13 protein-coding genes are annotated in these 15,496 nt (G+C 40.7%); 4 read left to right on the plus strand and 9 right to left on the minus strand.

Annotated elements, in window-relative coordinates:
• Positions 1-40: 40 nt before the first annotated feature.
• Entirely contained in the window at positions 41-2,455 is a 2,415-nt protein-coding gene (locus tag AAGD16_RS16565) for a TonB-dependent receptor (RefSeq protein WP_377115216.1), read from the minus strand.
• Positions 2,456-2,829: 374 nt separating this feature from the next.
• Between AAGD16_RS16565 and AAGD16_RS16570 the strand changes: the two genes are divergently transcribed.
• Complete coding sequence (locus tag AAGD16_RS16570) at positions 2,830-3,924, plus strand: NADH:flavin oxidoreductase/NADH oxidase (RefSeq protein ID WP_024601086.1); 1,095 nt, start codon at positions 2,830-2,832, stop codon at positions 3,922-3,924.
• A 76-nt stretch (positions 3,925-4,000) separates the two neighbouring features.
• Here the strand turns inward: AAGD16_RS16570 and AAGD16_RS16575 are convergent, their stop codons facing one another.
• The 3 genes from AAGD16_RS16575 to AAGD16_RS16585 all read right to left on the minus strand — a co-directional run bounded on the left by AAGD16_RS16575 (position 4,001) and on the right by AAGD16_RS16585 (position 7,104).
• A complete protein-coding gene (locus tag AAGD16_RS16575; RefSeq protein ID WP_024601085.1) occupies positions 4,001-4,870 on the minus strand; it encodes a DMT family transporter in 870 nt (289 codons plus the stop codon).
• Between the two features lie 193 nt (positions 4,871-5,063).
• Positions 5,064-6,065, minus strand: a complete 1,002-nt coding sequence (locus AAGD16_RS16580; protein WP_377115220.1) for a Gfo/Idh/MocA family protein — start codon at positions 6,063-6,065, stop codon at positions 5,064-5,066.
• Positions 6,066-6,102: 37 nt separating this feature from the next.
• A complete protein-coding gene (locus tag AAGD16_RS16585; protein ID WP_377115223.1) occupies positions 6,103-7,104 on the minus strand; it encodes an AraC family transcriptional regulator ligand-binding domain-containing protein in 1,002 nt (333 codons plus the stop codon).
• 89 nt (positions 7,105-7,193) lie between these two features.
• On the opposite strand from AAGD16_RS16585, the gene AAGD16_RS16590 reads away from it, so the two are divergent.
• The gene (locus AAGD16_RS16590) at positions 7,194-8,804 is read left to right on the plus strand and encodes a GMC family oxidoreductase (protein WP_377115226.1); all 1,611 of its coding nucleotides are present in this window, start codon (positions 7,194-7,196) and stop codon (positions 8,802-8,804) included.
• Here the strand turns inward: AAGD16_RS16590 and AAGD16_RS16595 are convergent.
• The 3 genes from AAGD16_RS16595 to AAGD16_RS16605 all read right to left on the minus strand — a co-directional run bounded on the left by AAGD16_RS16595 (position 8,801) and on the right by AAGD16_RS16605 (position 10,502).
• Positions 8,801-9,610 carry a class I SAM-dependent methyltransferase gene (locus AAGD16_RS16595; RefSeq protein WP_377115229.1) on the minus strand — a complete coding sequence of 270 codons (810 nt, stop codon included), beginning with the start codon at positions 9,608-9,610 and terminating at the stop codon, positions 8,801-8,803. The genes AAGD16_RS16590 and AAGD16_RS16595 overlap by 4 nt on opposite strands.
• Positions 9,611-9,616: 6 nt before the next feature.
• Positions 9,617-10,015: a hypothetical protein gene (locus AAGD16_RS16600; protein ID WP_377115232.1), complete on the minus strand. Its 399-nt coding sequence runs from the start codon at positions 10,013-10,015 to the stop codon at positions 9,617-9,619.
• Between the two features lie 67 nt (positions 10,016-10,082).
• Positions 10,083-10,502 carry a DUF3429 domain-containing protein gene (locus AAGD16_RS16605; RefSeq protein WP_013463075.1) on the minus strand — a complete coding sequence of 140 codons (420 nt, stop codon included), beginning with the start codon at positions 10,500-10,502 and terminating at the stop codon, positions 10,083-10,085.
• 299 nt (positions 10,503-10,801) lie between these two features.
• On the opposite strand from AAGD16_RS16605, the gene ahpC reads away from it, so the two are divergent.
• The gene (gene ahpC / locus AAGD16_RS16610; RefSeq protein ID WP_008115650.1) at positions 10,802-11,371 is read left to right on the plus strand and encodes an alkyl hydroperoxide reductase subunit C; all 570 of its coding nucleotides are present in this window, start codon (positions 10,802-10,804) and stop codon (positions 11,369-11,371) included.
• Positions 11,372-11,535: 164 nt separating this feature from the next.
• Positions 11,536-13,113: an alkyl hydroperoxide reductase subunit F gene (gene ahpF / locus AAGD16_RS16615; protein ID WP_028834166.1), complete on the plus strand. Its 1,578-nt coding sequence runs from the start codon at positions 11,536-11,538 to the stop codon at positions 13,111-13,113.
• Between the two features lie 95 nt (positions 13,114-13,208).
• Here the strand turns inward: ahpF and AAGD16_RS16620 are convergent, their stop codons facing one another.
• Together AAGD16_RS16620 and AAGD16_RS16625 are read right to left on the minus strand one after the other, a co-directional pair.
• On the minus strand, positions 13,209-13,400 hold the full coding sequence (locus tag AAGD16_RS16620) for a DUF3185 family protein (protein ID WP_377115237.1): 192 nt from the start codon (positions 13,398-13,400) through the stop codon (positions 13,209-13,211).
• Positions 13,401-13,448: 48 nt separating this feature from the next.
• Positions 13,449-15,473: an ATP-binding protein gene (locus tag AAGD16_RS16625; protein WP_138764181.1), complete on the minus strand. Its 2,025-nt coding sequence runs from the start codon at positions 15,471-15,473 to the stop codon at positions 13,449-13,451.
• Between the last annotated feature and the right edge of the window lie 23 nt (positions 15,474-15,496).

The raw sequence follows: 15,496 nt of genomic DNA on the forward strand, positions 1-15,496 counted from the left end.
GTTTGAACAAATTTAATCCATAAAGAACAGCAGGCCCTAATTATATTTCAAACTTATAGTTAAATTTAATGCCAACAGTAAGCGGGCGATTAATATAGTAACCATAGTTACGTTGTATGTCTGCGCCATTGGCTGTTGTAATATCCGCATCCGAACGACGAACAGAGGTAACCGCATATTTATTAAATAGGTTATCTACATATAAAGTAGTCGACCATGCATCGGCGGTTAATTTAGCTGAAATATTACTTAAGCTATAACCCGGGAGTGCTTCACCGTTGTCACGTAGGCCTACTTTTGAAATTACATCACTTTGTGCAGTTAAACCGTAGTTAATATCTAAGGTTTTATCATTTAACACGTCTGTTTGGTAGTTAATCCCCATAGAGAACTGATGCTCTGGCGAGCCTGGTAAACGGTCGCCATCTACCGCGCCATCACTCCCGTCAGAATTAAATAAATACGGTGCGTCTGAAGTTAGCTCTGCTTTTGTATAGGCATAAGTTGCATAGGCAGTAAATGAGTCTGATAAAATTGCACGTGTGGCAACCTCAATCCCTTTAGCATTAGCGCTACCTGCATTTGACAGGTACGGTAATTGGCCAACGGTGGTTGCCCCTGCAATTTGTGCGTTATCCCAATCAACATTGAATAGGGCGGCGTTAAAGTGTAGTTGGCTTCCAAACCATGTACTTTTAAAGCCTAGCTCATAGTTAGTTGTGGTATCGGCATCGTATAGCATTTCATCAGGTGTACCACAGCCTGTTTGTTGATCCTCAGGTAAGGGCACAGGACAAGGCACTAGGCCATTTGAGCCACCAATTCTAAAGCCTTCGCTAACAGTGGCGTATCCCATTACAGTATCAGTAAACTGATACTTAGCATTAAATTTAAATAGATTACCGTTGTCACCTGCTTTATTTTCTTCAAAATTAACTGAAATTGCATCAGGTGCAGCACCTTCATACAAGGTATTTGCTAATGGGAAGTCAAAAGCCGCTTTTGACTCAACATCGTATTCGTAAAAACGCGCGCCAATGGTAATGTCGAGTTTATCGGTTACTTGGTAACCCACTTCACCAAAAAGCGCTGATTCAGTCACTTTGCTGCCAGTAATTTCTAAATACTCTAAAGAGTCTGGTCTAAGTTGTGCGCCATCGAAATTATCAACCGCGAATTGATCAAACCCTGGTGTGTACTCTCTGCTTGATGCATCGGTGTCAGTTTTGTTGTAAAAACCACCAACAATCCAGCTTAAATCGCTATCACTTTGTGAGACTAAACGCAGTTCTTGGGTAAAGGTGTCTTTTTCGTCAATTTCACGGGTAAATGCTGAAAACGAAGGAAACTCTTCGTAGCCATAGTCTAAGCGAATTAAAAGATCTGTTTGATCACGTTGCCCATCGGCGTCAAATTGTGAAATACCGGTAGCTGATACTAGCTCAGCAAAACCTAAGTCAGCTTTAAGTTCAAGGCTCAATAATTGGTCTTCTTTTATCCGTGGCTCTTCATAACGGTACGCTGACTCGTATTTGCCAATGCGATCACTTAAGCCATTGTTAGCATTAAGGCTGTTGTGATGAACAATGGAACGACCCTCAGTATCTTGCTTTTGATAGAAGTAGTTTAATGTACCTTCGAATGACTCGTTTGCTTTGTAACGCAAAGAAATACGGCCAGTTGTGGTTGTTTCACCGTTCGCGTCTTTTACATTTTTAAAATTGCTGTTGACTGCATCAAGGTTTGTCCAATCAGGGTCGGTTATCGACACACCTGGTTCACGAACGGTATAGCCGTAGTCAATAAACCCTGGGTCTTCATAAATATTTAAGCTGGTACGAACAGCAAGTTTGTCTTCAATTAATGGTAAATTGAAGATAAAGCCCGCTTCACCACCGACCGAATCACTTTCTTGAGTTTGAAAAACATCACCAAATACTTCACCTGAGGTGAAATCAAGTTCTGGTTCTTTAAGCATATAGCGAATAGCGCCACCAAGTGTGCCAGCTCCATATAATGTGCCTTGCGGCCCAATAAGCACTTCCACACGCTCTACATCAACTAAACGCATATCAACTGAGACAGGAATTTCATTAATATAAGTGGCAACAGTGCCACCATCTGATGAAGGCCCTGATGAATTAGTATTTAAACCACGGACTATAATAGGTGAACCGGCACGGCCACCTTGATCTGTAATTGTTAAGCCCGGTACCCAACGTGCTACATCGGCCAACTCACTGATGTTTTGATCTTTCATTACATCAGCATCGAGCGCGGTAATGTTAAGAGGCGCAGCTTGAATTGAGCCACTTCGGCGCGTTGCTGTAACCTCAATAACTTCAAGCGATTTGTTCTTTTCAATAACTTGCTCTTGTGCCACTGCATTACTGCTAAATAATACACCGCTCAGTGCGCTTGATACAGCCAAGGTTAACAGGCTTGGTTTAAACATAAAAAGTGATCCTAGTTCAATAAAATGTGTTTATAAATGAGCGCTAATAGTATCAGGGTGTTTTAGTGATGGAAATAAAAATATGAATTTTAATTCACTTTTTTAGAATAAAAATATAAAAGTGAGTTTGAGTGTTTCACGCTGTATATTAAATAAACAAAGGCGTTGCTTTAAAATCAACCAAAATAATAACTGTGCCTAATATAGATAAAAACTGGATAATGAATAGTTTAAAACGTCATTACTTATATTTTTATAAACACTATAAAAATGAATATTCCCCCCCATAACCTTTATAAATACACGTTTAATTATTGATAACACCAACAGCACAATTTAGTTGTGGCTGTGAGTTAGTTATATGAGGATTTATAATGTCAAAGCTGTTTTCACCATTGTCACTTGGTAAGTTAAGCCTAGATAATCGAATTATTATTGCACCCATGTGCCAGTACTCGGCCAACAATGGCGCTGCAAGTGACTGGCATACCATTCATTTAGGGCAATTGAGTTTAAGTGGAGCGGGTTTACTTATTTTAGAAGCGACGGCCGTTAATCCCGAAGGGCGAATTAGTTACGCCGATTTAGGATTATGGGATGATACTACCCAAGCTGCATTAGCAAAAAGTTTAACGGCCGTAAGACAATACAGCCCAATGCCTATTGGTATTCAATTAGCCCATGCAGGTCGAAAAGCGTCAACCGATAAACCATGGGATGGCGGTGGGGTACTTATGCCCGATCACCTCAATGGTTGGCAAACGGTTGCGCCATCAGCCATTGCCTATGATGAAAACAGCCCCACTCCCAAAGCGATGAACCAAGATGATATAGATTCGCTCATAAGTGACTTTGTTAATGCGGCAAAGCGCGCTGACGAGTTGGGCCTTGATTTAATAGAAATACATGGCGCACACGGTTATTTGCTACACCAGTTCTTATCGCCGCTGGCAAACAAACGTGATGATCAATACGGTGGTAGCCTAGAAAATAGAATGCGATTATTACTCGACGTATTTAAAGCTGTAAGAACGGCATTTCCAAGCAATAAAGCGGTGGGTGTACGTATTTCAGCAACCGATTGGGTTGATGGTGGTTGGGATTTACCGCAATCAATTGAACTGGCAAAAGCGCTTGACGCGTTAGGGTGTGACTTTATTCATGTAAGCACTGCGGGTTTAAGCCCTGAGCAAGATATACCTGTTGCTAAGAATTTTCAGGTGCCGTTTGCAACCGCCATTAAACAGGTTGTGAATATGCCAGTGATAGCGGTGGGTTTAATTACCGAGGCGCAGCAAGCTGAAAGTATTCTCAGTGATGAACGTGCTGATGGTGTCGCTTTAGCGCGGGGTATTTTATATAACCCACATTGGCCTTGGCATGCTGCGGCCGAGTTGGGCGCGCAAGTGCAGGCACCAAAGCAATATTTGCGCTCAAGCCCACATGGCCAGCCATCCCCTATAAAATAGTGAATAACTTAACTGCAAAACCCAAGCAAATAGCGTGGGTTTTGTGTGTCTCGGTAGCTTAATATTTAATTAAATATTAAGCAGGAGCTGGCTGCTTTTTACTGTTTGACGTTGAGCTGCCAACCGAGGCAATAATAACTAATAAAATAGCAAGCCACTGCCAAATGCTAAGTAGTTCACCTAAAATAACTAAGCCAGCGAGTGCTGCAATAGCGGGTTCAAGGCTCATCATAATGCTAAACCCTTGCGGCGACATATTACGCAGCGTGATCATTTCTAAAGTGTAAGGTAGGGCACTAGAGAGTACCGCAATGGCAATACCTAACGGAATAATATCCCAAGTAAATGCGGCACTTTGTGATATGCCACCATAAGGTACAAGCACAATAGCTGAAATGGTCATGCCCATCGCTACCGTTGCGCCACCAGAGCTTTGGCTGCCGGTTTTTTTACCGAATAAAATATAACCTGCCCAACACGCACCCGCTGCTAGAGCTAAAATCACGCCAATTGGATCTAAACTTTCTTGGCCTTTCATATCGGGTAACAGTAATAATATTCCGGTTATTGCGCAAGCAACCCAAAATAAATCACGCTTTCGTCTTGATGAAAATAACGCAACGGCAAGTGGCCCGGTAAATTCAAGCGCAACACCAATACCCAGTGGAATACGTTCAATGGCGTAATAAAATAGAATGTTCATGCCGCCTAGGCTCAAACCATAAATTAAGATGGGTAAACGCTGGCTTGCAACCGGAAAGTGTCTCCAAGGTTTAAAAATCAAACAAAGAATAGCGGCAGAAAAACCTAAACGTAAGGCCGTTGTGCCCTCAGGGCCAACAATAGGGAAAAGCTGCTTAGCCAGTGAAGCCCCAGACTGAATAGTGATCATTGCAAGCAATATGCATAAAATAGCCAGTAATAGCTCTTTGGTTGATTTTTGCATGGTCGTCCTTAAATATTGCCATTTAATTGCGGCGCATATTACCTGCTTTTACCTACGCAGGTAAATGTAAATTAACGTTTTACATGGAGTCCCCAGTGATGAGAGGCTATCACTGGGCTGAATGAAAAATAAGCGTTACTCTTTTTTAAGATTGAGGTGGCGGGTAATGAGGGCTGACTGATTGAGTAAAAATTTATAGCTCAGCTTTACTATCGGCAGGGTATATAACGCCCAATTGTGCGCGGGCGGTATCGAGTACCGTCATCACATCGCGTGAAAGCTGGTGGTTGTTAATATGTGACTCTAATGCATTTTGCTCAATCATCTCAATAAAGTGCGCCACTTCATACTTCATAAAATGCTCATCAAAATCTGCACTTATTGTTTCTTTTTGACCATTATTAGCGATGAATTCCACTTTTTTAAGTTGCGATACAGCTTCAATACGAATACGGCCTAACTCACCTTGTATTTCGGTTATGTTCTCGCCTTGCGATATTTTTGAATAACTAATTACCGCTTGTTTATCTGCATAATTTAAAAGTACATCGCCGGCACCATCAACACCGGTTTCTAGTAATACGCCACTGGCGTGCACACTGTTTGGTGCGCCCCACAGTGCTATAAGTAAATAAAGTGGGTAAATACCCAAGTCTACTAATGCGCCATTTGCAAATTCAGGCAAAAAGGTATTAGGGCGCTCGCCGTTTTTGAGCTTATCGTAACGAGACGAATATTGGCTAAATTGGCCAATAAATTTACGCGGTGTACCGATTCTTTTTAATGCGTTTTTTAAAACAGCAAAGTTAGGTAAATGCGTTGTCATCATCGCTTCCATGTACAAACGTTGATGTTTTTGAGCAGCCGTTAAAATAGCAGTAAGCTCATGACTATTTGCTGCTGAGGGTTTTTCGCCAAGTACGTGTTTGCCCGCAGCTAAACATTGCACAGCATAGTCTTTATGCAGGCTATTTGGTGCGGCAATATATACTGCCTCTACAAGCTCGTCTTGGCAAACAGCGTCAATGGAGGTAAATATTTTTGCTTGAGAATGAGTGGCGTGATTAGCTAAAAATCGCTCAGCGCTACTTTCTGCCCGAGAACACACACCGTATAAATTAAAATTACTCAGAGTACTTGCCGCATCAAGTAGGGTGTCGCTAATAAAATTGGTACCTACAATTACAAAATTCATGTTTAGCCTTTTTATGTATTTTACACAGCTTTGCAGTTTAACAATATTTTGCTCTAAATGCGCGAGCAGAGCAGTTAAACCAGCGTTTTACACTGGCACTTAATGTGGCTTGTTCTTGATAACCTAACAGCTCGGAAATATGTGAAATAGAAAATTGGTTTTGCATTAAATAGTGTTCACATAATGCGCGGCGAGTGGCATCTTTTAGTTTCACAAAGCTGGTGTTATGTTTTTTAAGTTCACGATGCAAGGTGCGAGGATGCAGATTAAGTGCCGTTGCTATCGTTTGGTTTGAGCATTGAAAAAGGGGCAGCATGGGTCGAATAAGTGCACTTACTTGCGAAGGTAACGACTGAGTATGCGCATTATTAGCGGCTAAAAAGTTTAATGCGGCTTGTACTTTGTGTTGATCAGAAACATTAAGTGGCAATAATAAATCGTTTTTGGCGATTAAAATACCGGCGCTGTTTCTGTGTTCAATAACGTTACAGCCAAAGTGTTGATGGTAAGCGCGCAGATTTGCATCAAGCTTTTGCGGTAAAAATACCTTAATGGGTTTACATTGATTTTGGCTCACTTTTTTTAAGGTAGCGAGCGCCAGTGCAATTGTTAATTCAATAACTTGATTTATAACAGGTAAAGGCTTGAGTTTTATTTCGAATGATAAAAATATATTTTGGTCATCTTCAAGTGTATGCGTGGTTAAATTAAGTGCGGGTGTATGTAAGTGCAGGTATTTAATTACCCATGTAAGCGCTTCACCTAAATTAGTTCCACTTTTAGCGGCGATAGCGATATGCCCTAAAATATCAAAACTTTGTTTGCTAGCGAGTTTAAGACCAAAACTTGGGCAGTTTAAGCTATGAGCGCAGTATTCTAAAAGTTCGGCATAATGGCGATAAGTTAAGCTTTGGGTTTCAAGGGAGTTTAACGTTACCTCAATGGCGCAATGGCGCATAATGCTTGCTGTATCACCACCTAGTTCGGTAATTAATGTATCAATTCCCTGTAAAGAAGTGGCTTTAATTAGGCTGCTCATAACAATTGCATTAGTGAAGAGGTGTCTAAAAATATCAAGTTTTTAGTAGATAATCCATGCAAAGTAGTTTTTTTAATGGGAGATATTTTATGCATACCACCTCATTTGATTACATTGTGATTGGCGCAGGCAGTGCCGGCTGTGTTGTTGCCTCGCGATTATCTGAAAATAAAAATGTGAGTGTGTGTTTAATTGAAGCCGGCGGCCGTGACCAAAGTGCTCTGGTGCAAATGCCTGCGGGAGTTGCAGCTAGTGTGCCTTATGGCATTAATAGCTGGCATTACAACACGGTGCCACAAAAAGAGCTTAATAACCGCTGTGGGTTTATGCCCAGAGGTAAAGTGCTTGGTGGTTCAAGTTCAATCAATGCCATGGTTTACATAAGAGGGAATAAAAAAGACTACGACAACTGGGCCGCTATGGGAAATACCGGCTGGGATTATACCAGTTTGCTGCCTTATTTTATCAAAGCTGAAAACAACAAAACCTTTACCAACAGCCCATATCATGGTGTAAATGGCCCCTTACATGTGCAAGAGCTAAGTTTACCAAGCCCAGTTAATCAGCTGTTTTTAAATGCATGCCAAGAGCAAGGCGTTGCCCTTAATGACGATATTAATGCGCAGCAACAGCTAGGTGCGCGGTTATCGCAGGTCACTCAACATAAAGGGGAGCGTTGCAGTGCGGCAAAAGCGTACTTAACACCTAATTTAGCTCGTAAAAACTTAACCGTGCTCACTGATGCGCAGGTGCATAAAATTAATTTTTGCGGGAAATCAACAACTGGTGTAACAGTTGCAGTTAATAATAAAAGCTATGTGCTAAATGCCCATAAAGAAGTTATTTTAAGTGCCGGTGCTATTAACTCCCCCCAACTTTTAATGTTATCGGGAGTGGGGCCTGCAGATCATTTAAAGCAGCATAACATTGAGCTTGTAACGCCATTAGAAGGTGTAGGCAGTAATTTGCACGATCACTTAACCGTTGTGCCATTATACAAAGCAAAATATTCGCAAGGCACATTTGGAATAAGTGCCAGCGGTGCGTTTAATATTGCAAAAGGATGCGTTGATTGGTTTGCCAAACGCGAAGGAAAGCTGACCAGTAACTTTGCCGAGTCGCATGCGTTTGTAAACTTATTTACAGATTCTATTGTGCCCGATGTGCAACTTGAATTTGTTATTGGGCTGGTGGACGATCACAGCCGTAAACTGCATTATGGCCATGGATACAGTATTCATAGCAGCATAATGCACCCTAAAAGCCGCGGCACTATTCGTTTAGCGGATGCCAACCCTTTAAGTGCGCCACTCATTGATCCTAATTATTTAAGCCACCCCGATGATTTACAGGTTATGCTACTTGGGCTTAAAAAAACATTGAGCATAATGCAAAGCAAAGCGTTTGATACTATTCGTGCAGATATGGTGTATCCGCTTGATATTAATGATGATGCGCAGCTTATTGAGTTTATTAGGCAAACAGCCGATACAGAATATCACCCCGTAGGAACCTGCAAAATGGGCCAAGACGATATGGCTGTGGTTGATAGCGAATTACGTGTTCACGGTGTGCAAAATTTACGGGTGGTAGACGCCTCTATTATGCCCAGTATTATTACCGGAAATACCAATGCTGGGGTAATAGCAATTGCAGAAAAAGCAGCTGACTTAATAAAGCAAGCTGCACTTTGTGACTAACTTGACTTATAAAACGCTGTTAACCATTGCTGCCAGTCTTGCTCTAGTTTGAGCATTTGCTGGTGCTTTTTAGCGGCAAAATGTTTGTTTTTATCTTCATCCGCTAAAAACGGCCCCACACGACAAAGCGGGCAATAATTATCAGTTAAATAGTTAGGAGTTGCTAACATACCACTTAATTCGGGTGGTGTATTTTCACTAAATACATAGGTAATACCGCTGGTGTCTTTGACGTGTTTGTCACGGTCGACATTGCGAATTTTATAGCCATCAAAGCGACTGATATCGAATGGCATTTGTCCTTGGTATGCCGCGTTTAAATGGGTATTTAAACTCCCCTCAATATTCCACTCACGATACGGTTTAACATCTTTTGAGGTTATATAGCATAACCCAGGGCCTTGTGGGTTCAAGGCAAACTCATTGGCATATTTTATAAATTGATGCAGTAACGCACGGTTAAGCACGTTCATGCTGTTATTACGTGTATTTTTCTCAAATGCGTCGCGACCAATAAACGCAGGAATAAGTGGAAATTGAAAAATCACTACATCAAAGCTGTTTAGGTGCTCGGCTAGTTGTTGCCAACATTGTGTGTTGGTAACATCAAATTCATTAAGCACATTAACTTTATGTGCTTTAAGTGAGGCAAGCGCGTTATCGGGATATTTTTCTGTAAGAGTTGCAGCTGAATCATAGGTTGAGGCAACTAACTTTTGCGGTTTAATGTGGTTATAAAGCGCGTGTGAAAACGATAAGTCGCCATCACCTACCGTGAGTATGTTCCAATTTGGGTTTAAGTACATATTAAATTATATGTTTTTATTAGTAACAGGCGATGTATCAGGATGCGGTGTACTAATCAGCTGATGATGTAACCTATACATAGCTAAACGCGTTTTTAACCCTTCGATGGCAACTTGTTTAAGAATTAAGTTAAAGGTAATCAAAATAGCAAACACAATATGAATAGGGCCATGAGTAAAACCGGCTTGAGGGTCGTAAATGGCTAAGCCAAATAAAACAAACAACACCACCATAAATATTTCAATGAGCTGATTTGAATAAAAAGAAAGACGCCCCTCACTTTTATGATCTTTTTTTATGCTAATAGCGCAAAAAAACGGGATCACTTTAATTTTAAAAGCCGCGTTTTTTTCTACAAAATTCTCACCAAGGTCAGTAAGCTGTTGGCGTAATTGGTCTATCATGGTGTGTCCTCTCAATACAGTGCGCGGATGTTACCCTATTACAGACCAATGGTTAAGCCATGGCGTGTTATTTAGGGTAAATACTCATACCAATAATTAAGATATGACACACAAATACCACTGATGTGAGCACAAAACGCATTTTTTGATAATCTTTATGATAACCCTGCCACTGTATTGTGGCCTTTTCAAAAATCAGTACTAACCAAAAACTCGCGCCTAACCAAGCAAGCATCCACTCAATCGGTAAGAATGATAAAAACGGAATAGGAATAACCGGTAGCACAGCTTTAATCGCATCAGCAAAGCTTTGTTGGCCTGCATGCCATAAGTTACCCGCCATAAACGCTAAAATAGCAATGCTGTAAAAACTAAAAAACTCTAAATTTACACTGTTACTGCCAAACATAAGCGGCCAGCCCACACAGCCTAAAAATGGCAATAAGCCTAAATAGCCTAGTTGAATGTGATTGACGAATTTTTCCATAAACGAAATGCCTTTGAAGGTTGTGTAATGTAAACCACGTTATTGTAGCAAGGATGTGCAGTGTAATCTTATTAAAATCAATATAACGCAACTGACTATGAGTGGTAGTTGAGTTGTAACTGCTTTAACGCTTAAAAGTAAGCAGTAGATCACTCCTTGGGTTTGCAATCTTAAAAATCGATTGTTTTAATCTAAACAATCAATTTTATTTAATTTCTCAATGGCCTTATTGTATTAATCAAGCCAACGCATACAGCGTTAACTTTTTATAAATACACTAAACATAAATGAGGAATACTATGAGCACTTCATTGATTAACACAAAATTACAACCTTTCAATGCAACAGCTTACCACAATGGTGACTTTGTAGAACTCACTGAAAAAGACGTATTAGGTAAGTGGTCTATCTTTTTCTTTTACCCTGCAGATTTCACATTTGTATGCCCTACAGAGCTAGGTGACCTTGCAGATCATTACGCACAGTTACAAGAAATGGGCGTTGAAGTTTATTCAGTATCAACTGATACACACTTTACGCATAAAGCATGGCATGACACGTCAGATACAATCGGTAAAATTACTTACCCAATGATTGGTGACCCAACAGGGCGTATTACACGCAACTTTGGTGTCATGATTGAAGATGACGGTTTAGCACTTCGCGGTACATTTGTAATGAACCCAGAGGGCGAAATCAAAGTTGTTGAAACACATGACTTAGGCATTGGTCGCAGTGCTAAAGAACTTGTTCGTAAAGTACAAGCAGCGCAATACATTGCAACACATGATGGCGAAGTTTGTCCTGCATCTTGGCAGCCAGGTGAAGACACATTAGCACCTTCACTAGACCTAGTTGGTAAGATTTAAACCTTACCACTAACTAAATTTAGAGTAGAACATGACTCTAATACCAGTGAGCCTGTATAGGTTCACTGGGCACTCTCCCACGCCATCACACGTTTCTAAAATTTCGCACATGCACTGATGGCATGGGAACCTTGCTGTTTTAATTTTCCTTAAGGGGCTAAGCCATGTTAGACAACAACATAAAGAACCAACTAAAAAGCCATTTTGAATCGCTGACTCAGCCTGTTGAGCTGCTTATCGCCTTGGACGACAGCAAAAAATCAACAGAAGTAGAAAGTCTAGCAAACGATTTAGCGTCACTAAGCGATAAGTTTAGTGTAATAAATAATCCCGATACTAGCGCCCGCAGGCCTTCTATGGTGGTGCATTCACCAGAAAAAAATACCCATATTACCTTTGCAGGTGTACCTATGGGGCACGAATTTACTAGCTTAGTGTTAGCGCTATTACATACGGGTGGTCACCCTAGTAAAGCAAGTAAAGATGACATTGAACAAATACAAACACTTGAGCAAACACTTAATTTTGAAGTGTACATTAGCTTGAGTTGCCAAACCTGCCCGCAAGTTGTGCAGGCACTTAATACTATGGCAGCAACAAATAGCAATATTAAAGCCACCATGATTGATGGGGCATTATTTCAAGATGAAGTTGAGCAAAGAAACATACTGGCTGTACCCGCTGTATATTTAAATGGTGAACCCTTTAGCCAAGGGGCCATGAGCCTCACTGATATTTTAAATAAAGTGGATAGCAAAGGTGCACAGCGCCAAGCAGCATCACTCAATGAAAAGTCGGTGTTTGATGTACTTGTCGTCGGTGGTGGGCCAGCTGGTGCTTCGGCAGCTATTTATTCAGCACGTAAAGGGCTCAATACTGGGGTTGTAGCAGAGCGATTTGGCGGTCAAGTTGCTGATACATTAGCGATTGAAAACTTTATTTCAATAAAAGCAACGCAAGGGCCGAAAATGGTGGCTCAGTTGGAAGAACACGTTAAAGAATACGATGTTGATGTTATGCACAACCAACGCGCGGCAAACCTGCAAAAAGGCAGTAATGGGTATGATATTACGCTAGAAAATGGCGCTGTATTAAAAGCAAAATCACTCGTGCTAGCAACCGGTGCACGCTGGCGCGAAATGAATGTACCCGGTGAGCAACAATATAAAGGCCATGGCGTTGCATACTGCCCGCACTGTGATGGGCCTCTATTTAAAGGTAAACCGGTTGCGGTTATTGGTGGTGGTAATTCAGGTATTGAGGCGGCAATTGATTTAGCCAATATAGTTGAACACGTTACTGTACTTGAATTTGCTGATACGTTACGCGCCGATGAGGTACTTATTCGTAAAGCTAATAGCTTAAAAAACATCACTATTATTAAAAACGCCCAAACCACGGAAGTACTTGGTGATGGCAAAAAAGTAACGGGGTTAAGTTATACCGACCGCCTTAGCGGCGAGAGTAAACAGTTGAACTTAGCCGGTATATTTGTACAAATTGGTTTAATACCTAATACCGAATGGTTGAAAGACAGCGACCTTGAACTGAGCCAATTTGGTGAAATACTCATTGATGCCAAAGGCGCAACATCGTTACAAGGCGTTTATGCTGCAGGTGATGCAACCACTACGCCATTTAAGCAAATTATTATTGCGATGGGGGCGGGCGCAACAGCAAGCCTAGGTGCGTTTGACTATTTAATTCGTCAAACGCCCGATGCAGAGCAAAGCGCTGCTTAATAGTGTTTTAGCTTAAAGTCTCTTGATATAACAGCTCTCACCCATAGCTGTTTGTTCACCCAAGCCGCCCTCTCCAAAGGCGGCTTTTTTGAGCGCTATTTAAGTCGGGTAATACCCACTAAAATACAGACTGCGCCACCAATAAAGCCAAGCCAGGCTTCCATAGGTGTTTCGCCGTTTAATGCGCGGGTAACCTGAGAGACTGCTGAGTCATAAACGTCATAGCCCCATATTGCCAGTGCGATACCAATAACAATAAGTACAATACCAATAATTTTATTTGTCATAATGATCCTTTGTTTTCTAGTGCAAGTTAATCTGAGCGACACTCGTTATTATAATGTGGCTACGCTCAGCCTTTTTAATGTATTTGTAATTGCTTCTTCTATTGCTGGAAGCTTAAATGGTTTGGCTATAAACATATCCATGCCCGCTTGTTTACAGCTTAGTTTATCTTGGGAAGAAGCATTAGCCGTCAGAGCGACGATATATGTGCTTTTGGGGCTACAAATGTTATTAGATCTTAATTGTTTGGTAGCTTCAAAACCATCAAGTATTGGCATAATACAATCCATAAAAATAAGATCGTAATGCTTTTGTTTGCACTTTAAAATTGCGTCTTGGCCGTCTATGGCAAAGTCTGATTTTATATTAAACTTATCCAGCGCAGCTTCTAATACAAGGCGGTTTATTTCGTTATCATCAACCACCAGTACTGATAATTTGGCACCATGATTATTAATCAATTTAAGACTCGGTGTCTGTATTTGTTGTTTGCCAAGTTCAATCGGGATAGTTAAGGTAAAACACGTACCCACATTAACCTCACTCGTTACTTCAATTTTGCCATTCATAAAACCAACGAGTTCTTTAACAATTGCTAAACCTAATCCGGTGCCGCCTTTATTGTTGTTAGCATCAACCTCTTGGGTAAAAGGCTTAAATAATGAGTTTAAATACGCTTTACTCATGCCGCGACCCGTGTCGGTTATTTTAATGGTAAGTAAAGGGTGTTTTGTGTCTAATGCTAATTGCGAATAGAGAGAAACAGATCCATGCTCTGTAAATTTTAACGCGTTACTTAGTAAATTAGAGACAATTTGGCTTAATCGAGAGGTGTCGCAGTATACCCAAACATCATTAGGAATGAGATTAGTGGCTAGCAGTTCAATGTGTTTATTACTAAACAATACCGAATATAAAGAAACCAAATCGGTAAATACCGTTTTAAGTAGAGAGTGGTGAGGCTCCAGTTTTAACTCACCATGATTTATTTTTGAAAAATCGAGTACTTCATTAATAATACTTAATAAAATGTCAGCACTTCGAAGGGCGACTTTAATTTTTTCTGCCCGCTTGTCATAATCGTGTTCATCAATGAGAGTCGCTAACATTCCCGTAATACCATTAAGCGGGGTTCTAAGCTCATGACTAATTTTGGCAAACAGCATACTACGGTCTTGGAGGAGTTGTTCTGCAAGTGCTTTTTTTTGTTTTAACTCTTCGCGTAACTTAACGGCTTCAGTTATATCTTGAAAAGTACCAAATAATCGCACACATTTGCCGTTGTTAAACTCGGCCTCTCCAAAAGTCGACACCCAAATATTTTGCTGCTTTGCGGTAACTATTTCCAGCTCTAAATGCCATTTTTCACCCTTAGATACCGCATTTTCTACCGCTTTATTAATGCTATCTCGACTTTTACCCGCTTTATAAAATTCAATGGCTGTTTCCATGTTTGGAGTATAGCCTTCTTCGGCTTGATGAATACGTCGAGTTTGCTGGCTCCAAAAAATGCTATTGTCTATTAGGTCGACTTCCCATGTGCCTATATTTGCAACGCTTTCAAGTTTCAATAAGGTGTCACTATTTTTAGTGAGATTAACTTTATCCTGATTGCGCGCAAATTCTGAGCCCAACCACTGAGCCAATAATTCAATATAATCATAAGCTTCGTCGCTAAAAGGGGCGCATTCCTGAGCTGATGAAAAGTTAACAGTTCCAAATACGTCTGTACCTATTCGTATAGGCGCTCCAATATACGCCTCCAATTGGAAATTAATATAGCAAGGATGATTTGCAATACTACTTTGCGACGCATTATGAAATGCCAGTGCAGAGTTGGCCAACAAAGTATGTGTACAGTAGGTGCCGTTTAACTCAAACTCAGTACCAATAGCAAGAGAATTGTCAGGGGTAATAGCATGTAAAACAGTGTAAGAATTATTTTTTACGCGGCTGATAATAGCCAAATCGAGCTGAAAAACATCGAGCCCAAAAGCAAGTAAGTCTGCAATTTTTTGATCAAAGCTAAGCTGTTGATCAGAGACTATATTATGAAAGCATCGAAGAAAATTCACAAAAAACCTTAATTTATTTAGTA

Origin of the sequence: Pseudoalteromonas sp. M58 (assembly GCF_042604605.1) — a bacterium.
In the GTDB taxonomy this organism is placed as follows: Bacteria; Pseudomonadota; Gammaproteobacteria; order Enterobacterales; family Alteromonadaceae; genus Pseudoalteromonas; species Pseudoalteromonas tetraodonis.

Excerpts from the sequence above, each read along its gene's own strand:
- AAGD16_RS16565 (WP_377115216.1), bottom strand. The coding sequence starts at position 2,455 with ATGTTTAAACCAAGCCTGTTAACCTTGGCTGTATCAAGCGCACTGAGC.
- AAGD16_RS16570 (WP_024601086.1), top strand. The coding sequence starts at position 2,830 with ATGTCAAAGCTGTTTTCACCATTGTCACTTGGTAAGTTAAGCCTAGAT.
- AAGD16_RS16575 (WP_024601085.1), bottom strand. The coding sequence starts at position 4,870 with ATGCAAAAATCAACCAAAGAGCTATTACTGGCTATTTTATGCATATTG.
- AAGD16_RS16580 (WP_377115220.1), bottom strand. The coding sequence starts at position 6,065 with ATGAATTTTGTAATTGTAGGTACCAATTTTATTAGCGACACCCTACTT.
- AAGD16_RS16585 (WP_377115223.1), bottom strand. The coding sequence starts at position 7,104 with ATGAGCAGCCTAATTAAAGCCACTTCTTTACAGGGAATTGATACATTA.
- AAGD16_RS16590 (WP_377115226.1), top strand. The coding sequence starts at position 7,194 with ATGCATACCACCTCATTTGATTACATTGTGATTGGCGCAGGCAGTGCC.
- AAGD16_RS16595 (WP_377115229.1), bottom strand. The coding sequence starts at position 9,610 with ATGTACTTAAACCCAAATTGGAACATACTCACGGTAGGTGATGGCGAC.
- AAGD16_RS16600 (WP_377115232.1), bottom strand. The coding sequence starts at position 10,015 with ATGATAGACCAATTACGCCAACAGCTTACTGACCTTGGTGAGAATTTT.
- AAGD16_RS16605 (WP_013463075.1), bottom strand. The coding sequence starts at position 10,502 with ATGGAAAAATTCGTCAATCACATTCAACTAGGCTATTTAGGCTTATTG.
- ahpC (WP_008115650.1), top strand. The coding sequence starts at position 10,802 with ATGAGCACTTCATTGATTAACACAAAATTACAACCTTTCAATGCAACA.
- ahpF (WP_028834166.1), top strand. The coding sequence starts at position 11,536 with ATGTTAGACAACAACATAAAGAACCAACTAAAAAGCCATTTTGAATCG.
- AAGD16_RS16620 (WP_377115237.1), bottom strand. The coding sequence starts at position 13,400 with ATGACAAATAAAATTATTGGTATTGTACTTATTGTTATTGGTATCGCA.